The following is a 21,198-nucleotide window of genomic DNA, read 5'->3' as shown; positions in this document are numbered from 1 at the left end:
TATCACTTCCCCGTTACGGCACCCATAGTAATATACTTTAGGGAAGAACATCATGGATGTGAATCATTAATATTGGGTATTGTATCAGTGAAAGACCGGTTAGTTATTGATATTAAGAAAGATCTGCAATGGCTGGTAGGCTCACAGCCCATCATAAGTTGCCCTGCAGATATTGAGGTATTCATACCGAACAAACATCTTGAAGATTTACATCATTGCCCAACCTCAGAAATGACCTACCCAGCGCCACCAGCATACCGCTTGGGTCGACAGTTTGAAGACTGTATCTCTGTGCTTTTTCAACACAGCAAACAAGCAAAACTACTACAAAGAAACCTTGTTATCACAGGAGAGAAGCGCACCTTAGGTGAACTGGATTGCCTATACGAGAGTGCAAAACAACGTTGTATTCATCTCGAACTCGCCATCAAGTTTTATCTTTATACGGGCGCTGAACATGATGTTAGAAAGAGCGCCGAAAGTGGTCTTGAAAGCTTTATCGGCCCAGGCGGTAAAGATCGGCTGGATAAAAAATGGAAACGTTTGATTGAGCATCAACTACCCCTTAGTAAGACACCTGCCGCTTTACAGGCTATCCATAACGCGGGTTTTTCTACTCCAGAACAACGCCAGCTGCTCTTAACGGGTATTTTGTTCTACCCCTACGACAACTGGCAATCATTTATACCCAACAATCAGCTCATAAACCCACAACACTTACGAGGATGGTGGCTTTTTCAACATCAGATAGAGACGCTAAAAACTGAAACCGACCGCTGCTTTATCATCCTGCCTCGCTGGCATTGGATGGGTGGCATTGCCCATTACGACACACTCAGTCCATTAAACTTTACACAGATGAAGCAACAAGTATGTGAGGATAACAAACCTACAATGCTAGCCTGCGTACGATGGAATAACACACTGCAACGTTGGCAAGAAACCAGTCGGGGTTTTGTTGTACGGGATAACTGGCCTACTCCGTTATAGGCTCCTCTAGTAGAAAGTCAATTAAGGCTCGCAATGCCGGGCTCATCATGCGATTCATGGGGTACACCAACGATACAGGGACAGGCCCAACTTCATAGGGCCTTAATAAACGCACGAGACGCCCTCTCGCTATATGCTCATTCACTATAAAGTCTGGCAAGTAAGCAATACCAAAACCATCAACGGCAAAGCCTGCCACGAGCTCAGCGTTATTAACTTCGATGTTAGCCGATACCGTCACATGCTTTTTTCCTCGCTCAGCTTGGTAAACCCAGCGCGTCGGCTGGCTAATGCTGCCATCAATAATGCAACGGTGCTCAGCCATCTGTTCCGGGGTCTGCGGCATGCCTGCAACGTCCAAATACGCGGGGCTGGCAACAAAATAGACTCTCATCTTGCATAGCTCTCTAGCTACTAAGTTTGAGTCAGGTAGCTCCCCCACACGTATAGCAAGATCAATACCTTCCTCTATAAGATGTACGTGCCGATTCACCAACAGCCACGACAAATTTACTCCAGGATAACGCTTTAAGAACTCCGACAACCGTGGCTGAAAATTTTGCAGACCATTGGCATGCAGTGGCACGGTAATACGCAATTGACCAACAATATCGTTCTGCCGGCGCTCTACATCTTGGTCTAGCTCATCAACACTGCTAACGATAGATTCAAAGCGCTGCAAGTAGTGAAGACCTTCGGCTGTGAGATTCATTGAGCGTGTAGTGCGTTGCAATAACTTACAGTTAAGCCGCCTCTCTAATTCTGAAACATGTCGGCTCACCGCTGAATTAACCATATTAAGATCATTCGCAGCTGCACTAAAGCTCTTAAATGCCACCACACGACGAAAGACTTCTATCGACTTCAATAGATCCATATTTCACCAAATAAGAATAATGATTTCTTAATTATACTGTTTTTCATATCTAAGCATAATTATAAGATAGTTTCCAAGTTAACAAACAGCAGCTTGGAGATAGAAATGAAAGTATTAATTATTGGCGCATCAGGTACTATCGGCAGCAACGTAGCAGACGCTCTCTCTTCTGAACACGAGATCATTCGTGCTAATTACAACAGCGGTGATGTACAGGTCGATATAGGCAACCCAGAGTCAATTAGCGCTATGTTTACTAAAACAGGAAACGTAGATGCGGTCATTTCTACAGCAGGCCTCGCCAACTTTGCGCCCTTAGATGCACTACAAGACAGTGACTACCAGCTGGCACTAAACAATAAGCTGATGGGACAAATTAACCTAGTAAGAATAGGCAAAGCATTTATTAACCACGGTGGTTCAATTACGCTTACCTCCGGTATTCTCTCCCGCCAACCGATGCCAGGAAGTACAGCGATCAGTATGGCTAACGGTGCCCTTGAGAGCTTCGCCAAGGCGGCTGCACTTGAAATCGAAAACTTTAGAGTCAACATTGTAGCCCCCGCTTTTGTGAAGGAAACCATGGAAATGATGGGCATGGATAGCGCTTACGGAGTTTCTGCTAAAGACACAGCCAAGGCTTATGTAGCTGCAGTTACAGGAAGTGATCACGGAAACACCTTAGATGTACCTGATTACGTATGATCCACACATTTAAGAAGATGGTTTGAAGCTATAGAGCACTTCAAAAGAGACAGGTAAGAAGTAATAAATTTAGAAGGTTATAAAAAGAAAAGCAGTTATCAATAGAGATTGGTAACTGCTTTACTATGACTATTTAACGTCGCGTGCTGCCGCTTTTGCTGCGTCTTGCACCATTACTTTTTTCAATACACCCACACCGACAAAAACCAATGCTACGCATACAGCAATAACAGCTAAACTCGGTGCGATAGAGATCAAGTTGTATTTATCAACGCCAAACATATAATTATACCTTTAGTCTAATGCTTAATTAAATTTTGCCGTGATTATAGCAATTTATTGATCTGCATCAAACCGTTTTACCAAACTAGAGGTATCCCAGCGCCCACCTCCCATACGCTGCACTTCTGCATAAAACTGGTCGACCAGAGCCGTTACCGGCAATTGCGCACCATTACGGCGAGCTTCATCTAATGTGATACCCAAATCCTTACGCATCCAATCAACCGCAAAGCCATAATCAAACACATCATCAATCATGGTTTTATGACGATTGATCATCTGCCAAGAACCCGCCGCGCCATGCTGAATCACATCAAAGACTTGCTCACCATCAAGGCCTGCTTGTTTTGCAAAATGCACGGCTTCAGACAAGCCTTGCACGACACCGGCAATACATATCTGGTTAACCATTTTAGCTAGCTGGCCACTGCCGGCTTCGCCTAACAAACGAATCGATTTTCCATACGCCTGCATGACTGGCTCAGCACGATCATAAGAGGCTTGGTCACCCCCCACCATCACACTTAACGCGCCATTTTCAGCACCGGCTTGCCCACCAGATACCGGCGCATCCAGAAAACCAACACCTTGCTCTGTCGCTACCTGACTTAACTCACGCGCCACTTCTGCAGACGCCGTAGTATGGTCGACCAACAATGTGCCCGATGCCATCGCCGATAAAACACCATCAGTACCCAGGGTTACTTCGCGCAAGTCATTATCATTACCGACACAAGTAATAACGATATCAGCACCATTAGCAGCTAAAGCAGGCGTAAGTGCCATAGCACCACCATAGGTTGCTACCCATTGTTCAGCTTTTGCCACTGTGCGGTTATAAACAGTAACCTCGTGCCCCTTATTCTGTAGGTGCCCTGCCATTGGAAATCCCATTGTTCCCAAGCCGATAAATGCTAATTTCATCTCTTTTCCTTATTGGTCTGATGTAACCCATCGTCTTTTGTTAAGCTTGTTTATGCCATAATGCCGTTTTTTAAGCCAGAACAACACATAGCAAAGCTGATAAACACAGCTCTGATTTTACGTAGCTAAAATGGCACGATAAAAAGCATGGGAAGAGATTAACCAGAAAACTGCAATCATTACAGATGCAGTTCGATACAAAAAAACATATACAGATATGCAACACAGGTCACTTGCTCTGGTATTTTTTAATGTATCAGTATAAAACCACAAAACCTTGGATATAAAGCATCAAACAGATGCTATTGATTGAACCAATTATTACGTTAAGTGCTCTACTTTCTTATTAGCCCGCTTCACTGGAGATACTACATGCTTTTACGCAGACTACTGATTAGCTTCTTTTTTCTTATCTCCAGCCCAACATTTGCAGATGACAGCATGATGTTTAGCAAGCTGAGCTTCCCGAATCTTGAAGGCCGTGAAGTCAACATAAGCGAGTTTCGTGGCAAAGTTGTTTTGCTTAACTTTTGGGCAACATGGTGTCCGCCTTGTGTAAAAGAGATGCCCTCAATGGAGCTTTTACGACAAAAATACAAAGACCAAGGTTTTGAAGTTGTTGCCATCAATGCCGGTGAAGATACAGAAGCGGTTGAAGCATTTTTACTAGAACGAGATCTAACCTTCCCTATCATACTAGATAAGCGTGGCGTCTCTTTTATGGCATTAGGTATCAGAGGCTTACCGATGAGCTTTCTATTAAATGAAGAAGGTCGTAGCGTAATGACCTTTATGGGTGGACGCGAGTGGTTAGAACCCGCTCAAACGAAACTGATTGAAGCAGAGCTGGCTAAAATCAACAAAGACTAAGTAACTTACCCAAATAAAACACATGAAAAAGCCGCTACAAGAAAACTTATAGCGGCTTTTTATTATTCAACTAATACACTTATCGTGAATCAATTAGCCTTTGTAAAAGGCTTCTGCTGCTACCAATGCTTTACCGGCATTAACCGGTGCGCCCATCTGTACCAATGTGCTTTCTAGTGCAGACAAACATAGCGTTACGTTACGACGGTTACACGCAGCACCCATCAAACCGATACGCCATACTTTACCAGCCAATGCGCCTAAACCAGCGCCGATTTCTAAGCCGTAGTTATTCAGCAATGCACTACGCACTGCCGCTTCATCAACGCCTTCTGGCACAATAACAGTATTCAATTGCGGTAAACGGTAGGCTTCTTCTACTAAGAATTGAATACCCATCGCTTCTAAGCCGGCTTTAAGCGCTTGGTGGTGGTGATCGTGACGTTCTTGAGCGTTTTCTAAGCCCTCTTCTTGCAGCATGACAAGAGCTTCGTGCAGTGCATAAAGCGAGTTAACTGGTGCCGTGTGGTGATAAGCACGCTTACCTTCGCCACCCCAGTAACCCATCACCAATTTTTTATCGAGGAACCAGCTAGGTACGCTTGATTCACGTGCTTGTACTTTGGCTACCGCTTTAGGGCCAAAGCTTACCGGCGAGATCCCTGGTGGGCACGACAAGCATTTTTGTGTTCCCGAGTAGATAGCATCAATACCCCATGCATCGACTTCTAATTCAGTACCACCTAGCGACGTTACCGCATCAACGATGGTGAGTGCGCCATATTCCTGAGCGAGTTTACACAGAGCCTGCGCATCAGAGCGAACACCTGTTGATGTTTCAGCATGTACAAAGGCTAAAATTTTAGCATCAGGGTGTGCTTCAAAAGCGGCTTTTACTTTATCGACACTAACCGGCGTGCCCCAGTCATCTGATACCAATATTGCTTCGCCACCAAAGCGCTCTACATTTTCTTTCATGCGGCCGCCAAAAACACCGTTCTGGCAGACAATCACTTTTTCACCAGGCTCAACTAGGTTTACAAAGCATGCCTCCATTCCGGCAGAACCTGGGGCGGAAACAGGCATGGTGAGTTCATTGTCAGTCTTAAAGGCTGCTTTTAGCAGCCCTTTAAGTTCATCCATCATCTGTACAAAAGCAGGGTCCAGATGGCCAATCGTTGGGCGAGCCATCGCCTCTAAAACACGAGGGCTTACATCTGAAGGGCCAGGGCCCATTAAAATTCTTTGCGGTGGATGAAACGACTTAATCATAGGAACTCTCTTTTATGTAAACTTCTCGGAAAACTTGTTTGTAAAATTATCTAAACTCATTCAGAAAACTGGTTCGATATAAATCTAGTTGCACAAAGGTAACCTTTGCAAAGCCAGCCTTGTAGAGCCAGCTTTCACGTTAGAGTTTAGCCAGTGCACGAACAATCTCAACAACCATATCGGCGGAGTGTATCGCCGCGGTATCAAGAAACTGATCAAAAGACAGATGTGACTCTTTACCGGCGATATCTGATAGCGCTCGAATCACAATAAAAGGCGTTGCAAATTGATGGCAGGTTTGAGCGATAGCAGCCGCCTCCATTTCAACCGCTTTCATTGCAGGAAACACCGTACGTGTATGCTCTACTCGCACAGGGTCATTCATGAAGCTATCACCTGTAGCAATCAAGCCATGAACAGTGCGCATACCTTGCAAGCGCTCTATCGATTGTTCAGCCATTCGTGCCAATGTCACGTCGGGTTCAAACGCTGCAGGCAAGCCTGGCACTTGACCAGGCTCATAACCAAAAATAGTGACGTCTACATCATGGTGACGCACTTCAGAGGAGATCACGATATCACCAACATTTAGTTCGGGGTCAAAACCACCCGCCGATCCTGTGTTAATAATACAATCAGGATTAAATTCATGTAACAACAAGGCAGTACTCACCGCAGCATTGACCTTACCAATACCCGACTTGAGTAAAACAACGTCTAGACCCGCCAATGAGCCTGTATAAAAATCATAACCAGCAATCAAATGTTGCTCGCGATCTTCTAAACGATCTCGAAGAATATCTACTTCTTGATCCATCGCACCAATGATACCAACTTTAATTTTTTTGTTGTTTTTAATAATGTCACTCAGTGACCGCTGCTTAATCATTGAACCTAACTGTCCTTTAATAAAATGGAGTAATTTTCTTCTGAAAATTCAGCCTACAGGATACGCAATTTAACAGTTTGTACAAACTGAATATGTCTATAAAAAGCATTAACTTCAATCAAACCAAAGTACTTACTTCTACTGTATGAATTTAATTAATCTTCACTAGTACAAGCTGCATCTAATTCATCCATTTCACCGGCTAAGGCTTCTACTGTTTCCAGCGATTGTTTAGATTTTTGCTCTGGATAAAGACCTTGCCACCCGAGCCGATCAAATAAGTTTGCAACTTTACGTGTGACCGGCGCCTTAATCGTTAGTATTTCGCCACTACCTGGATGCTCAAAAGTGAGTTCAGTAGCCATCAATAACATCCGGCGTGTTTCAAAATGCTCTCGAAAAAGACGATTATGCCGCCCTTCACCATAATTAGTATCACCAATTAGTGGGTGCAGTAGATGCTTCATATGGCGACGAATTTGATGCTTACGCCCTGTCTGTGGTTTAACCTCTACTAAGGAGTAACGAGCACAAGGATACTTACCAACAGCGATCGGTAATTCGACCGTGCCTAAACGGCGGTAAGCAGATACCGCTTCTTTTGCTGGTTTGTCCGGGTCAGCCAACGGATCAGCCATTTTATCGTGAATGGGCTTTAGCGCGTAATCGATCACACCTTCTTCAGGTGTAAATCCTCGTGTGACACACAAGTAGGTTTTTTTAACCTTTCGCTCAGCAAACAAGCTATTCATCTTTTGTGCCATCAGCTTGTTTTTGGCAAACACAATCACGCCTGAAGTTGCACGGTCCAAACGGTGAATCGTATGAACAGGCGCACCTCTAAAATAGGTTTTCAACGAGTAAACCAGATTTGGGGTGTTTTTAGGCGCTATCCAGCTTGGATGAACCAATAATCCAGCAGGTTTATGAACAGCAATGAGGTCGTCATCCTGATAAAGGATATCCAGATAAGGCATAAGGGTATTAATCATTCCAGGCGATAAATCAGATGAATCGGCATTTTACTTGGAATCTTTATCGCAGAATAGGGTCATAACACTTGAAATGACCACAGAAGTAGCCATTATAGCTATTAGTTAACAATATGAACTTCCGGGGAAAACATGAGTAACGCACATTCGATTGGCACACGCTCAGAACAATCCGTTCTGCAAACGAACAAGGTAATTCGCAATACCTACATGCTACTGTCCATGACGTTAGTCTTCAGTGCAGTAACTGCCGGTATTTCCATGGCGATTAACCCTCCTTTTATTATGTATTTGGGAAGCGTTATTACTAGTTTTGTTTTGCTGTTTATTTTGCATAAAAAACAAAATAGTGCTGCTGCTTTACCGCTTGTATTTGGTTTTACTGGTTTATTGGGTTTTGGCTTAGGTCCAATTCTTAATCAATACCTTGGCCTGCCTAATGGTGGCGAGATCATCATGACAGCAATGGGCATGACAGCTCTGACATTTGTTGGCTTGTCTGCTTATGTTTTGACTAGCCGTAAAGACTTTAGCTTCATGGGTGGCTTCTTATCTGCAGGCATGATGGTCGCTATCATTGCTATGGTTGCTATGTTCATTCTGCCGATGTTTGGCGTGAATGTTGGTGGTTTCCACCTAGCGCTATCGGCATTGGTTGTTCTGTTAATGGCTGGCTTTATTTTGTACGACACCAGCAACATCGTTAACGGCACCTACACAAACTACATCATGGCAACAACAAGCTTGTATCTGAATATCTACAACCTATTTATTCATCTACTCGCGTTGACGGGCTTTTTAAGCGACGACTAATACTCGCATCACTACATCACACGCCTCGTTTTCTTTGCTAAGATAACGGGGCGTTTTTCTTTGTACGGATTCCTCATGCTTTTTTCCATTCTTATTTATGGTTCTGCTCATAATAGCCAGTCAGCACATACAGCTTACCGCTTTGCCGACAGCGCACTCAAAGCAGGACACCAGATACATCGCATCTTCTTCTATGGCGAAAGTGTACATACAGCGTCGATGTTAAGTGCACCACCACGAGATGAGCAAAACATACACCAACTTTGGAAAGAGCTAGCTCAAGCACACAAGCTTGATCTTGTCGTCTGTATTGCAGCGGCCTTAAAGCGTGGCGTGATGGATGAAGCTGAAGCAAAACGCCATGAGAAAAGCTCTTTTAACAGCCAAGCCCCTTATGAGTTATCAGGTTTAGGGCAGCTCAGCGAAGCGGCTATCACTTCTGATCGCCTTGTCACTTTTGGAGCCTAGCATGCAACAGAAGAATATTTTGCTCATTCTTTCGCGCGCACCTTACGGCGATGCTCACGCCAAAGAGGCATTAGATGTTGCACTAACAGCCGCGGCTTTTGGCCTGCCTGTCTCTCTACTGCTAATGCAAGATGCGCCAGCTTTATTGTTAAAGTCTCAGCAGCCACAACAGATTCAACAAAAAAATCTAGCCAGTATTTGCTCAGCCCTACCTATGTACGATATTGAAAATATCTATATTGAAACGCTGGCGGCAGAAGAGCAGAAAATCACACTGGACCAGCTAGTCATACCTGCTGAGTGGGTAAACGAGGCAGATATTGCCTTGATGATTCGTGACCACGATGTTGTACTGAGATTTTGAATATGACGACACTACATACCATCAACAAGCCTCCTTCTAACGCCGCGCTATGGCACTCTTGCATAGCCGCTTTGCTGCCTGGCGATACACTACTCATCATTGAGAATGGCGTATACGCTGCCACGCATACCATTATTGCTCAGCAACTAAGCACATTAGAAGAGATCGACATCAGTTTTTTATCGGCTGATCTACAGGCTCGCGGCCTCATATTGGCTGATAACAACAAAATCAGCGCTGTAGATGACCAACAGTTTGTTGAGTTAGCATGCCAGCATTCTAAAACTGTGAGTTGGTTCTGATGCGACAAATCATGATTGAAGGACACACAGTAGAACTGGATGACGAAGGCTACCTCCTCAATTTAGAGGAGTGGTCAGATGCTGTAGCTAGCTACCTTGCCATTGAAGAAAGCATCCACCTGACCGACGCTCATTGGGAGATTATTCAGGTTATTCGTGATTTTTATCAGCAATACGAATTATCTCCCGCCATGCGTCCATTGGTAAAAGCAGTTGGGCTTGCATTAGGTCCAAGCAAAGGGAAAAGTATGCACCTCATGAAGCTCTTTCCTGATAGCCCGGCAAAGCAAGCAGCTAAACTTGCTGGGTTACCAAAACCGACTAATTGTTTATAAAAACCTGCAAGAAAGTACACTTATCAAAAATCTACGCTATGCTAAAACCTATACACAAATCTATGTTTAAACCATTATTTTTACGCTAAGCAGTCATTATAAGTGGACAGATCAACATGAGCTTACAAGCTGAATCAGACCAACTAAAATCGCTCGAAGGCATGCAGTCCAATAAGGACAAGAAAGAGCGCGCCAAACGAGCCAATCAAGAAGAAATTATTTACCATCAATGGGCTACCTTTAAAGTTAATAAAGAGCTTTATGGCATTGATGTTATGAAGGTAAAAGAAGTCCTTCGTTATTCTGATATGACACCTGTCCCTGGCGCCGAGCACTATATATTAGGCATTATCAACTTACGTGGTAATGTTGCTACTGTATTAGATACACGCCGACTCTTTAAAATGCCGCTTACCGAAATCGACGATAATACACGTATTATTATGGTTGATTACAATGAGCAAGAAGTCGTTGGTCTTGTTGTTGATAGTGTTGATGAAGTAATCAACATCCCTCAAGATGATATTGAGCGAGCACCCAATATTACAGGAGATGAATCCAGCAGACGCTTTGTTCAGGGCGTTTGTTACTATAACGGCCTTCTAACCATTTTGTTGGATATTAATAAAATGATGGTCAGTATTACTCCAGACACTGAAGATGAACCGCATTAAACTGCCATAGCAGTATCATTAAGCACTTCTCAACACATATAAAAAAGCCTCTGTTAACGAACAGAGGCTTTTTTATTCTGCTCAATAAACTTACATGACGCGATTTGTTGTCATGAACTTACTGTTTTGATCCGGGCCTGTACCATCGGCATACAAGGTCACACCTGAACGTAAACAAATCGACAAGTTAAGATGCGATGCCTCTGTCTCTTTAGGCAACAGATGGTCAATCACAGACCTTTCTTCTAACAGCTCTTTCTCAGTTGTACTCAGACGGCCTCTACTATAGTCGTTGATCTCGATGCCTTGCACAATCTGGTAACGGCCATAGTTACAACGTACTGGGTATGAATAAAAAATACCTTTAGCAATGCCATAGCTGCCATCACTAAGAATCCCCATGCTGACAATTTCACCCGGCTCCGTACCCAGAACCCAATCATGCATTTGATTGACGATAGCCTGTGCTGCAGAAGCGGCGCTGGATAAACCACGCGCCTGAATAATCTCTCCACCACGTTGTTGAATTTGTGGAATGAACACATCGTTATACCAGTTAAAATCAATTTGCGATAACGCAGGTTCACCCAAGATAGTCGCATGGTGCAGGTCTGGATATTGCGTAGGCGAATGGTTCCCCCAAATAATAATGCCGTTAATATCTCGCGCAGTAGCACCGGACTGGCTAGCAAGAATACCTTTAGCACGGTTGTGATCAAGGCGTGTTAGGCAGGTGAATTGTGAAGGGCTTAAATCAGGCGCATTACGGCTAGCGATCAACGCATTGGTATTAGCTGGGTTACCCGTAACCAGTACTTTTACATCTCGGTTAGCATAGTCGTTTAGTGCTTTACCTTGGCGAGCGAAGATTTCTGCATTGACCTCTAAAAGATCACTACGCTCCATACCTGGGCCACGTGGTCTAGCGCCAACTAACAACGCATAATGTGCGCTCTTGAAGCCATCTTCAACGTTATCATGCAATGTAATAGTATGTAGCAAAGGGTAAGCACAATCTTCCAGCTCCATTGCTACGCCGCGAAGGGACTCCATCGCATGAGGCAACTCTATAAGCTGTAATATAACTGGCTGGTCTTTACCCATCATCTCACCAGCGGCAATTTTAAATAAAAGGCTATAGCTAATTGCGCCAGCGGCACCAGTAACGGCAATTCGAACGGGACGTCTCATATGAATATTCCTGCTGATGTGGTTTTTTTTATAATAGCGTGTGTTTTTATAACAATTACTACTAAAGTTTATAGCACACCAAAACAGGACAAAAAAGAAAGCACCAAAGAAAAGTACCAAAGAAGTACGAAACTAGAGACTTCTGTCGCTAGAGTGTCGTAAAAAGACAGATGACTCACCAGCAACTGCCGCGTTTAGTTGGTCTAGCAAGCGTGTTTTATCAGCACCTAATACCCCTTTTAACACCAGTACATTAGATGCATGATCACTTCTGAAGATAGTTTTATGTAAGTCTAGCGCCCCTACAAACTGCTGCATTTCCTCAAATAGCTGAATATCATTCATACCATAATACTTGTCATTAAAGGCTTCTCGGTAACGCTGGTCGCCGTTAGAAAAGAACAGCACTAGGCTCGCTAAATATTCAGGTTGTGTAGCATTCATTAACCGCGCTGTTTCACGTGCATGCTGTTCGCTATACAACTGCCCACCTAAACCATTAATCACCATGACCGAGCGCTTAATACCGGCTGCTTGCAATTTTATTAAGCCATCATAGGTAGACTGGTAGGTTTCACCTTTATCAATTAGCGTAAGTAGCTCATCATCACCGGTTTCAACACCGATATAAAGCATCGATAGTCCGAGAGATTTTAGCTCTGTTAGCTCTTCAACTGTCTTTTTCTTCACATTACTGGGCAAACAATAAGCCGTTATACGAGACACCTTAGGTAGGTGCTGCTTAATCGCTTCTAGAATGCTTTTTAAGCGCCTAAAGGAAAGCGCCATTGCATCACCATCTGCCAGAAAAATTCGACGCGTATTCGGCAGCTGCTCACCGCAACGCTGAATTTCTGCCAGTATTTCTTTTTCTGATTTTGGTTTGAACTTTTTCTGCGGCTGCGTGTACATCTCACAATAGACACAACGATTCCAACTACAACCATTGGTGACCTGCAAGATAAGAGAATGCGCCTCACTGGGCGGTCGAAACAACGGCTCTATGTAATCAACCGGCGGCATCGTCCACATTATTTCAAACCATCCAGTTCAGCAGCTTTTGAAAACAGTTGATAGAAATTTTCAGTGGATACTTGAGCAACCTTCTCTAATGAAACCCCTTTGATATCGGCGATACACTGAGCAACTTCAACCACATATTTAGGTTCATTTTTCTTACCTCTGTGGGGAATCGGTGCAAGATAAGGTGCATCAGTTTCTATCAGAATTTTTTCTAACGGGATGGCTTTAACGACGTCACGCAACTCTTGAGCATTACGAAAAGTGACAATGCCAGAAAACGAAATTAAATAGTTCATATCTAACGCGGCTTTTGCCATTTCAAGAGATTCGGTAAAGCAATGCAATACCCCCCCAGCATCTCCTCCATGTGCGTTAATAAGTGCCAGCGTGTCTTCACGCGCATCTCGCGTATGCACGATAACGGGCAAGGCTAATTGAGCCGCCGCTTGTAAATGATTAATAAAGCTTTGCTGTTGCAGTGCTTTTGTCTCGGTCTGATAAAAATAATCTAGTCCGGTTTCACCAATAGCGACAATTTTGGAGTGCTGCTTTGTTTTATCAAGTAAACCTTGAACCGAAATCACCCCAGCCTCATCTTCAACATGAAGTGGATGAACGCCAAAAGAGGCAAAAATCTTTGCTTGATCTTCTATTAGTTTATACATTCCTTCAAACTGCTCAATATCAATAGAGACACATAGTAAGCGTGAAATATCTCTTTCAAAAGCAGCGGCCAACATGGCTGAGAAGTTATTATCGTATGGGGACAGGTCTAACTTGTCGAGGTGACAATGAGAATCAATGAACATAAGAATACAAATTAAAGAGTGTTAGTTGGACGACCGGAGTTAAGAGCTCCAGCCAAATGAGTCTCGATTTTCTGAACAAGTGTCGTATCTTCAGGGGAGAGCTGAATACCAATACCCGGCTTTTTACCACCTTGCGGCGCCTTAGGTGTAACCCAGATAACTTTACCCGTCACCGGTATCTTATCAGGATCATCCATTAGAGTAAGAAGCATAAACACCTCCTCACCAAGCTGATATGAGCGAGCTGTGGGGATAAATATGCCACCATTAGCAACAAAAGGCATGTAAGCCTTATACAGATCTTCTTTGGTCTCTATATTAAGAGACAATATGCCGTGGCTTATGCGCGGAACAACTGACATTGTATCTTGAGAACTCCTTCTCTAGGTTCGCACGAGTGCAGACCAATCTATGAGTATACGTTCTAACAATAGCTGCTTATTTGGGTTTTGTCTGCGCTGCAGGCCCAGCCTTTCAAATTGAATCAGATCAGCTAACGTAAAGATTTTATCCTTTGTGCTGTTTTTAGCAACACCCTTTAACATTTTTTGCATATCCTTATTACGGACCAATTCATCACTGCCCATTAATAGTATACGCGTAATATCTGCAAGCAAACCTTGCAACCACCCTAACAACAAGTCTAGATCGGCTTTTAGAAATTGCCCAGCGACTTCTGGTGGCGATTTTCTCTGCCTAAGAATATCCCTTAAAGCCGTCAGAAAATCAGCTCTCAGTGCCTGATGCCCTTGCTGTTTAAAATCGACCCCCGCCAACGGTGCACCATGCACGACTTTAAGCAACTGTAACGCTTCCTGATACTCAACCGAAAGCGCTTCAACCAACCACTCAACAGCGACAGTTTCATCCGGAGGGTGACAATCTAAACGCTGGCACCTGCTTTTTACTGTAGGAAGCACTTGCCCTAATTGGTGAGTAATCAAAATAAGTAATGTATCACGACCAGGCTCTTCCAGCGTTTTCAACAACGCATTCGCGGCTGAAATATTCATAGACTCCGCCGGCTCAAGTACGACAACACGATACCCACCCTGCTGGGCAGTATTGTGCATAAATTCGGTTAATTGCCGAACTTGATCAACTTTAATAGGCTTGCCTTTTTCTTCTGGGCGAAGAAAGTATAAATCGGGATGCCCGCTTGAGTTTAATAAAACACAACTACGGCATTGCCCACACGCAGAATTAGTCTGAGGTTGATGGCACATAACATAGCCCGCGATTGACTCAGCTAAACGCGCCTTACCAATTCCCGGCATACCACTAAGTAATAATGCATGCGGCAAGTGATTATCATTATGCAAGCGCAATACTCTTTGCCACTGCTCCTCAAACCAAGGATAAATAGCGGCATTGAGTGAATGATAACGATCACTAATTTCCATTACTTAATATCCAATTTTTCAGCCAAGGCCGCAGCAATTTGCTGCTGCACATTTTCTAAAGACTGAGAGGCATCAATTAAAGCAAAGCGATCAGGCTCAGCCCTTAAGCGATGATGATATCCTTGCCTGACTTTCTCGAAGAAATCATGTTTTTCCTGCTCAAAGCGATCCAACGCGCCTCGCTCTTTTGCTCTGGCAATGCCAACATCGACAGGTAAATCCAATAGAACTGTCAGGTCTGGACGTAAATCCCCGAGCACGTATTGCTCAAGCTGCTGTATTCGATTCCAGCTAATACCGCGCCCTGCGCCCTGATATGCAAAGGTTGCATCGGTAAAGCGGTCACTAAGCACCCACAGCCCTTGCTCAAGCGACGGTTTAATCACTTGAGCAACATGCTGTGCTCTGGCAGCAAAGACTAAAAGAATTTCAGCATCATCACTTACTTTTTCATCTCTAGGCTGAAGTAGTAATTCCCGAATTTCTTCAGCAAGTGGTGTTCCACCCGGCTCACGGGTTAAGCGCAAACCAATACCTTTATTCGACAAGTACTGGCGAATAAACTCAACATTAGTGCTTTTACCAACACCTTCTGTGCCTTCGATGGTAATAAAACAACCTTTTTTTGCGATATCCATCACTTCTCCGGCGTTGAACGGTATTGTTGTTTACGTCTTAACTGGTACTGCCTCACTGCCCTGTTGTGCGCCTTCAGCGAGGGCGAAAACTGATGGCTACCATCACCCTTGGCAACAAAATATAAAGACTTTCCTACTTTAGGGTTTAGAGCGGCTTGAATAGCCTCACGCCCAACCATCGCTATTGGAGTAGGCGGCAAGCCATTAATAGTATAGGTATTATAAGCGGTAGGTTTACGCAAATCTTTGCGCGTAATATTACCTGTATATTTATCGCCAATACCGTAGATAACAGTAGGATCTGTTTGTAAACGCATGCCTATTTTTAAACGCTTAATAAACACACCTGCAATAAGAGGTCGCTCAGCGGCTACGGCTGTTTCTTTTTCAACGATAGACGCCATAATCAGCGCTTCGTAGGACGTTTTGTAGGGTAGCTTTTTATCACGCGCTTCCCAAAGCTTGCTAAGTACCTGCTGCTGAGCGTTATAACTGCGTGCAAGCAAAGCTAAATCGGTAGAGTTGCGCTCCACCTGAAATGTGTCCGCTAAAAAAAGCCCTTCAGGGTGTGATTCTTTAGCCCCCAAAGCCGCTAGTATTTCCACATCGGTTTTATCAGACAAAGTCTGCTTAATGAGCTCTGCACGCTGCGCTAACTGCGCTCTTAACTGCTTAAAGGTTGTGCCTTCTATTACCGTAAAGCTATGCTGCACACCTTTGCCCGACACCAATTTTTGCAGCAACTCATTTGGACTTAAATTCTTCTCAACAAGATACTCGCCCGCTTTGACTTTCACACCTAGCTTATTAATACGTGCATAAGCTTTAAAATAGAGAGGCTTATTAATCACGCCATCATCTTCTAAATCGCTTAACAAACGGTTAAACGATGTTCCCTTAGAGACAATTAAAGAAGGAATATCGCTTTTTAGGTTCATTGACGCATTCATATAACGATGCATATCCTGCCACAACCACCCCATAGTGGCTGCGCCTAATAACAATAAAATAAAAAATAAAACTAATACCCGTTTCAAACGTTATATTCCTTTTTCAGCAAGGTTTGTAGCTGTTGAGTAATCGGCCCAATATTCCAACTTTTACGACCCAGTTGAATCACAGGCCAAATATCGATAAGCGAGTTACAAATAAATACTTCTTCAGCACCACTTAGTGCCATGTCAGTAAAGCGCCCAATTTTTACAGGTTTAAGCTGTGCTGCTGCAATATCTATAATAGTTTGGCGCAATACACCAGCAACACCACAGCGGTCCAACTCAGGCGTGTAGATCTGCCCCTGCTTGCACCAAAAGAGGTTACTCATAGTTCCTTCGACCAGATACCCACTAGGGTCTCTCATCAGGCCTTCCGATATGTGAGGGCTATCCCACTCTTGCCTAGCAAGCACTTGCTCTAGGCGGTTCAGATGTTTCATACCCGCAAGCAATGGATTAACCGATAAAGGAGTACTACACCAACGAAGCTCGACACCATCATGCGCTTTACGCATAAAATCAGCCGCTTCAGACAATGCCGTTATAGTAGTCAACTTAGGAGCTTTGAGTGGACAGTAGCCACGTGGACCCGAACCTCGAGTTACCGTGAGCTTTAATACTGCAGTATGATAAGGATTAATGGACAAAAGCGCTTTAAGGTCTGCATTGAAGCGCTCTTCAAGCCCATTAATAGGAATTCCCAAACGCCCACAACCCGCTTGTAAGCGAGCTATATGCGCACCCCATAATAAGGGCTTATTTTGTATTACTTTGATAGTTTCAAATAAACCATCGCCATAACATAAGCCCCGATCTGTGACCGCTAATTCATGAGACTCAGCGCCATTAACCCTTATTAGATCAAGCACTATCAGATTTTACGAAAAACTAATGTGCCATTTGTACCGCCAAAACCAAATGAATTAGATACAGCAGCATCTATAACACATGGCTGAGCTTGATGAGCTACATAGTTCAAATCACACCCATCTGAAGGGTTATCAAGGTTTATCGTCGGAGGTGCAACTTGATCTCTGATAGCTAAAATAGAGAAAATTGCTTCAACCGCTCCCGCCGCACCCAGCAAATGCCCCGTCATTGACTTTGTTGAGCTCATTCGCAAGGCATCTGTAGCATTACCAAATACCCGCTTAGCGGCATTCGTTTCGGCTAAGTCACCCGCCGGCGTTGATGTGCCATGCGCATTAATATAGTGAACCTGATCAACATTTAACCCTGCATCACGAATAGCATTAGCCATTGAGTTAGCAGCACCTTCCCCTGTAGCAGGAGGCGCGGTCATATGATGAGCATCATCACTCATACCAAGCCCAGCAAGTTCACAATAAATATGTGCACCACGTGCTTTAGCATGCTCATATTCTTCAACAACAAGCACACCAGCACCATCACCTAAAACGAAACCGTCACGATCACGGTCCCAAGGACGGCTTGCTCTTTGCGGGTCATCATTGCGCGTTGACAAGGCACGCGCAGCAGCGAAACCTCCCAAGCCTAATTCTGTCGTGGCCATTTCAGCACCACCAGCCAACATAACATCTGCATCACCATACTGGATCATGCGCATAGCTGAGCCAATATTATGCGTGCCCGTTGTGCATGCAGTTGTAATAGCAATATTTGGGCCTTTTAGACCATACTTAATTGCAAGATTACCCGAAATCATATTGATAATACTACCCGGCACAAAAAACGGAGAAATACGTCTTGGGCCACTTTTTTGCAATATGTTATGAGTACTTTCAATAAGCGTCAGTCCGCCAATACCCGAACCAACAGCACAGCCAATTCGCGCTGCATTAGCATCAGTGACTTCAAGACCAGAGTCTTTGATTGCCTGAGCAGCCGCAGCCATTCCGTATTGGATGAACAAATCCATTTTACGCGCATCTTTAGGATTCATATACTCAGCAACATCGAACCCCTTAATAGAAGCTGAGAAGCGTGTAGAAAACTGAGAAGCATCAAAATGCTCAATAGACGCAGCCCCACTTTTACCTGCGAGAATAGAATCCCAAGCGTCTTGGACAGTGTTACCTACCGGCGATAACATACCCATTCCGGTAACCACCACTCTTCTTCGAGACATAGCGCCACTCCATTTAAAATCTATAGAAATAGAAAAGCCGCACTCTACGTATATAGATGCGGCTTTTCGATCAAGCTTTAATCAAAATTTGATCAAGAAACGGTTCGATTACTGATGAGCGCTTACGTAATCGATTGCCAGCTGAACAGTCGTAATCTTTTCAGCTTCTTCATCTGGAATTTCAGTCTCAAACTCTTCTTCAAGAGCCATTACCAGCTCAACAGTGTCGAGAGAGTCAGCACCTAAATCTTCTACGAAAGAAGCTGCGTTGATCACTTCTTCTTCTTTAACACCCAGCTGTTCAGCGATGATTTTTTTAACGCGCTCTTCAATATTGCTCATAACTCTTCCTATCTTTTTATCAACCCTTCACACCGAAGGTATGAAATCGTGATTTTATTAGAACCCACCTATACATAGCAAGCAGGTAGTTTAAATTCGTTTCGGCTGACGGCCAATTATCAACAAATTGCCAAGAAAAACAATTCCTAAAAGCAAATACGCTGATTTAACTCATGTACATGCCGCCATTTACCTGGATTGACTCGCCTGTAACGTACGCTCCCCCATCACTTGCAAGGAATCCTACTACAGATGCAATCTCTTCAGGGCGTCCCAGACGATTCATAGGAATCTGAGACTGCAAAGCAGCTTTCTGTTCTTCTGGTAGTCCACTGGTCATATCCGTATCAATAAATCCGGGTGCAACACAGTTGACCGTAATATTACGCGAACCAATTTCACGTGCAAGCGCTCGTGTAAAACCTTCCATGCCTGATTTCGCAGCAGCATAGTTAGCTTGGCCAGCATTGCCCATTGAAGCAACTACCGAGCTGACGCTGATAATACGCCCCCAGCGTGCTTTTGTCATACCTCTCAGGCAACCTTTTACCACACGATAGACCGACGTCAGGTTTGTATTTAATACGGAATCCCATTCGTCTTCTTTCATGCGAAGCATGATGTTATCACGAGTAATACCGGCATTATTAACTAAAATAGCCACGGCACCAAATTCGTCCTGAATCGCCTTAATAACAGCCTCAACCGATTCAGCCGACGAAACATCCAATGTTAGCCCTTTACCCGCTATACCAGCCTCAGAGAGATAACCACTAATAGATCCCGCACCTGAGTCACTGGTTGCCGTACCGACAACAATAGCACCCTGACGACCAAGCTCTAACGCGATAGCTTTACCAATACCGCGTGTCGCACCTGTAACAAGGGCAATTTTACCTTCAATACTCATCACAACCTTCCTTATTTGTTACAGCGCTAACGCAACATCTAACCCTGCCGGATCATTTATTGCTTTAACCACTAACGGCTTGTGAATTTTTTTATTTAATCCAGATAGTACCTTGCCTGGACCACATTCAATAGTCGTATCTACACCTTGATCAACCATGGTCTGCACACTATTCGTCCACAAGACAGGACTATACAACTGAGCTAACAAGTTTTCAGCTAACTGCTCAACGCTCTCAGGCAAAGATGCTGCAACATTTTGTACCACAGGTATTTCAGGCATTGAAATAGTAATACCTGCTAATGTTTGCGCTAATTTATCCGCAGCAGGTTTCATCAGAGAACAATGAGAAGGCACACTAACAGGCAAAGGAATGGCACGTTTAGCGCCCGCTTCTTTACACGCTGTAATAGCCCTTTCCACAGCATCTTTTTCGCCAGCAATAACAACTTGCCCAGGGCAGTTGTAATTCACCGGAGAAACAACCTGTCCTTGTGCCGCCTGCTGACAGCTTGACTTAATTGCATCATCAGCCAAACCCAGAATAGCAGCCATAGCACCCGTACCCGCTGGCACTGCTTCCTGCATATATTCACCGCGCAATTTAACTAGATTGACAGCATCAGCGAAATTGATAGCTCCAGCGCAAACAAGCGCTGTATATTCACCTAAGCTATGACCAGCCATTATCGCAGGCTTAGCGCCGCCCTTTTCGAGCCATAAACGCCATAACGCAACACCCGACACCAGCAATGCAGGCTGTGTTTTGTCCGTTTGATTAAGATCTGCTTCAGGACCATTTTGTACAAGATCCCACAAGTCATAGCCTAATACGGCTGACGCTTCAGAATATGTATTTTGAATAATTGGGTTTTCAGCAGCTAACGCAGCCAACATACCGACTTGCTGGGAACCCTGCCCAGGAAAAACAAAAGCAAAAGACTGCGACATAAATGTCCTCAACTCGCAAAAATCTGATAAACAGCATAAGCCTGTTATGCTAAAAAGATGTGTAGTTTA

Annotated in this window: 27 protein-coding genes; 9 read left to right on the top strand and 18 right to left on the bottom strand. The window is 44.1% G+C overall.

What is annotated here, in order from left to right:
- Window positions 1-87 precede the first annotated feature (87 nt).
- The gene (locus NEJAP_RS07030; protein WP_201349936.1) at window positions 88-990 is read left to right on the top strand and encodes a DUF1853 family protein; all 903 of its coding nucleotides are present in this window, start codon (window positions 88-90) and stop codon (window positions 988-990) included.
- Here NEJAP_RS07030 and NEJAP_RS07025 read toward each other — a convergent pair.
- Window positions 977-1,867 (bottom strand): LysR family transcriptional regulator, encoded by an 891-nt coding sequence (locus NEJAP_RS07025; RefSeq protein WP_201349935.1) that lies wholly within the window; start codon window positions 1,865-1,867, stop codon window positions 977-979. The two genes, NEJAP_RS07030 and NEJAP_RS07025, sit on opposite strands and share 14 nt — an antisense overlap.
- A gap of 105 nt (window positions 1,868-1,972) precedes the next feature.
- Between NEJAP_RS07025 and NEJAP_RS07020 the strand changes: the two genes are divergently transcribed.
- The gene (locus NEJAP_RS07020; protein ID WP_201349934.1) at window positions 1,973-2,572 is read left to right on the top strand and encodes a short chain dehydrogenase; all 600 of its coding nucleotides are present in this window, start codon (window positions 1,973-1,975) and stop codon (window positions 2,570-2,572) included.
- Window positions 2,573-2,701: 129 nt separating this feature from the next.
- Here the strand turns inward: NEJAP_RS07020 and NEJAP_RS07015 are convergent, their stop codons facing one another.
- Both NEJAP_RS07015 and NEJAP_RS07010 read right to left on the bottom strand, forming a co-directional pair.
- The gene (locus NEJAP_RS07015) at window positions 2,702-2,854 is read right to left on the bottom strand and encodes a hypothetical protein (protein ID WP_201349933.1); all 153 of its coding nucleotides are present in this window, start codon (window positions 2,852-2,854) and stop codon (window positions 2,702-2,704) included.
- A gap of 54 nt (window positions 2,855-2,908) precedes the next feature.
- Window positions 2,909-3,778: an NAD(P)-dependent oxidoreductase gene (locus NEJAP_RS07010; RefSeq protein WP_201349932.1), complete on the bottom strand. Its 870-nt coding sequence runs from the start codon at window positions 3,776-3,778 to the stop codon at window positions 2,909-2,911.
- A 372-nt stretch (window positions 3,779-4,150) separates the two neighbouring features.
- On the opposite strand from NEJAP_RS07010, the gene NEJAP_RS07005 reads away from it, so the two are divergent.
- A complete protein-coding gene (locus tag NEJAP_RS07005; RefSeq protein ID WP_201349931.1) occupies window positions 4,151-4,648 on the top strand; it encodes a TlpA disulfide reductase family protein in 498 nt (165 codons plus the stop codon).
- 93 nt (window positions 4,649-4,741) lie between these two features.
- Here NEJAP_RS07005 and NEJAP_RS07000 read toward each other — a convergent pair whose 3' ends face one another.
- The 3 genes from NEJAP_RS07000 to NEJAP_RS06990 all read right to left on the bottom strand — a co-directional run bounded on the left by NEJAP_RS07000 (window position 4,742) and on the right by NEJAP_RS06990 (window position 7,801).
- Entirely contained in the window at window positions 4,742-5,920 is a 1,179-nt protein-coding gene (locus NEJAP_RS07000) for a pyridoxal-phosphate-dependent aminotransferase family protein (protein WP_236591100.1), read from the bottom strand.
- Window positions 5,921-6,059: 139 nt separating this feature from the next.
- Window positions 6,060-6,809, bottom strand: a complete 750-nt coding sequence (gene mtnN, locus NEJAP_RS06995; RefSeq protein WP_201349930.1) for a 5'-methylthioadenosine/S-adenosylhomocysteine nucleosidase — start codon at window positions 6,807-6,809, stop codon at window positions 6,060-6,062.
- A 155-nt stretch (window positions 6,810-6,964) separates the two neighbouring features.
- The gene (locus tag NEJAP_RS06990; RefSeq protein ID WP_236591099.1) at window positions 6,965-7,801 is read right to left on the bottom strand and encodes a pseudouridine synthase; all 837 of its coding nucleotides are present in this window, start codon (window positions 7,799-7,801) and stop codon (window positions 6,965-6,967) included.
- 132 nt (window positions 7,802-7,933) lie between these two features.
- On the opposite strand from NEJAP_RS06990, the gene NEJAP_RS06985 reads away from it, so the two are divergent.
- From NEJAP_RS06985 to NEJAP_RS06960, 6 genes are all read left to right on the top strand, one after another.
- On the top strand, window positions 7,934-8,614 hold the full coding sequence (locus NEJAP_RS06985; protein WP_201349929.1) for a Bax inhibitor-1/YccA family protein: 681 nt from the start codon (window positions 7,934-7,936) through the stop codon (window positions 8,612-8,614).
- Between the two features lie 75 nt (window positions 8,615-8,689).
- Entirely contained in the window at window positions 8,690-9,082 is a 393-nt protein-coding gene (gene tusD / locus NEJAP_RS06980; protein ID WP_201349928.1) for a sulfurtransferase complex subunit TusD, read from the top strand.
- Between the two features lies 1 nt (window position 9,083).
- Window positions 9,084-9,446 (top strand): sulfurtransferase complex subunit TusC, encoded by a 363-nt coding sequence (tusC, locus tag NEJAP_RS06975; protein ID WP_201349927.1) that lies wholly within the window; start codon window positions 9,084-9,086, stop codon window positions 9,444-9,446.
- Window positions 9,447-9,448: 2 nt separating this feature from the next.
- On the top strand, window positions 9,449-9,748 hold the full coding sequence (gene tusB, locus NEJAP_RS06970) for a sulfurtransferase complex subunit TusB (RefSeq protein WP_201349926.1): 300 nt from the start codon (window positions 9,449-9,451) through the stop codon (window positions 9,746-9,748).
- 11 nt (window positions 9,749-9,759) lie between these two features.
- Window positions 9,760-10,083 (top strand): TusE/DsrC/DsvC family sulfur relay protein, encoded by a 324-nt coding sequence (locus NEJAP_RS06965; protein WP_236591098.1) that lies wholly within the window; start codon window positions 9,760-9,762, stop codon window positions 10,081-10,083.
- Between the two features lie 161 nt (window positions 10,084-10,244).
- A complete protein-coding gene (locus NEJAP_RS06960; protein WP_236591135.1) occupies window positions 10,245-10,757 on the top strand; it encodes a chemotaxis protein CheW in 513 nt (170 codons plus the stop codon).
- Window positions 10,758-10,847: 90 nt separating this feature from the next.
- On the opposite strand, the gene NEJAP_RS06955 is transcribed toward NEJAP_RS06960, so the two are convergent.
- The 12 genes from NEJAP_RS06955 to fabD form a co-directional block, all read right to left on the bottom strand.
- The gene (locus NEJAP_RS06955) at window positions 10,848-11,948 is read right to left on the bottom strand and encodes a malate dehydrogenase (RefSeq protein WP_201349923.1); all 1,101 of its coding nucleotides are present in this window, start codon (window positions 11,946-11,948) and stop codon (window positions 10,848-10,850) included.
- A gap of 132 nt (window positions 11,949-12,080) precedes the next feature.
- Window positions 12,081-12,980 (bottom strand): radical SAM protein, encoded by a 900-nt coding sequence (locus NEJAP_RS06950; protein ID WP_201349922.1) that lies wholly within the window; start codon window positions 12,978-12,980, stop codon window positions 12,081-12,083.
- On the bottom strand, window positions 12,980-13,780 hold the full coding sequence (locus tag NEJAP_RS06945; RefSeq protein WP_201349921.1) for a TatD family hydrolase: 801 nt from the start codon (window positions 13,778-13,780) through the stop codon (window positions 12,980-12,982). The genes NEJAP_RS06950 and NEJAP_RS06945 overlap by 1 nt, the downstream gene beginning before the upstream one ends.
- Before the next feature lie 11 nt (window positions 13,781-13,791).
- Entirely contained in the window at window positions 13,792-14,142 is a 351-nt protein-coding gene (locus NEJAP_RS06940; protein WP_028470072.1) for a PilZ domain-containing protein, read from the bottom strand.
- A gap of 21 nt (window positions 14,143-14,163) precedes the next feature.
- On the bottom strand, window positions 14,164-15,183 hold the full coding sequence (locus NEJAP_RS06935) for a DNA polymerase III subunit delta' (RefSeq protein ID WP_201349920.1): 1,020 nt from the start codon (window positions 15,181-15,183) through the stop codon (window positions 14,164-14,166).
- A complete protein-coding gene (gene tmk / locus NEJAP_RS06930; protein WP_201349919.1) occupies window positions 15,183-15,821 on the bottom strand; it encodes a dTMP kinase in 639 nt (212 codons plus the stop codon). The genes NEJAP_RS06935 and tmk overlap by 1 nt, the downstream gene beginning before the upstream one ends.
- Complete coding sequence (gene mltG, locus NEJAP_RS06925; protein WP_201349918.1) at window positions 15,821-16,858, bottom strand: endolytic transglycosylase MltG; 1,038 nt, start codon at window positions 16,856-16,858, stop codon at window positions 15,821-15,823. Before mltG ends, tmk begins: the two co-directional genes overlap by 1 nt.
- Complete coding sequence (pabC, locus tag NEJAP_RS06920) at window positions 16,855-17,685, bottom strand: aminodeoxychorismate lyase (protein WP_201349917.1); 831 nt, start codon at window positions 17,683-17,685, stop codon at window positions 16,855-16,857. Before pabC ends, mltG begins: the two co-directional genes overlap by 4 nt.
- A 2-nt stretch (window positions 17,686-17,687) precedes the next feature.
- On the bottom strand, window positions 17,688-18,926 hold the full coding sequence (gene fabF / locus NEJAP_RS06915; protein ID WP_201349916.1) for a beta-ketoacyl-ACP synthase II: 1,239 nt from the start codon (window positions 18,924-18,926) through the stop codon (window positions 17,688-17,690).
- 108 nt (window positions 18,927-19,034) lie between these two features.
- The gene (gene acpP, locus NEJAP_RS06910) at window positions 19,035-19,268 is read right to left on the bottom strand and encodes an acyl carrier protein (RefSeq protein ID WP_028470078.1); all 234 of its coding nucleotides are present in this window, start codon (window positions 19,266-19,268) and stop codon (window positions 19,035-19,037) included.
- Between the two features lie 166 nt (window positions 19,269-19,434).
- Window positions 19,435-20,178 (bottom strand): 3-oxoacyl-ACP reductase FabG, encoded by a 744-nt coding sequence (fabG, locus tag NEJAP_RS06905; protein WP_201349915.1) that lies wholly within the window; start codon window positions 20,176-20,178, stop codon window positions 19,435-19,437.
- An 18-nt stretch (window positions 20,179-20,196) separates the two neighbouring features.
- A complete protein-coding gene (fabD, locus tag NEJAP_RS06900) occupies window positions 20,197-21,129 on the bottom strand; it encodes an ACP S-malonyltransferase (RefSeq protein WP_201349914.1) in 933 nt (310 codons plus the stop codon).
- Between the last annotated feature and the right edge of the window lie 69 nt (window positions 21,130-21,198).

This window comes from Neptunomonas japonica JAMM 1380, assembly GCF_016592555.1.
GTDB classification, from domain to species: domain Bacteria; phylum Pseudomonadota; class Gammaproteobacteria; order Pseudomonadales; family Balneatricaceae; genus Neptunomonas; species Neptunomonas japonica_A.
The sequence above is the reverse complement of the archived record's forward strand: the minus strand, read 5'-3'. Positions and strand labels throughout refer to the sequence as shown.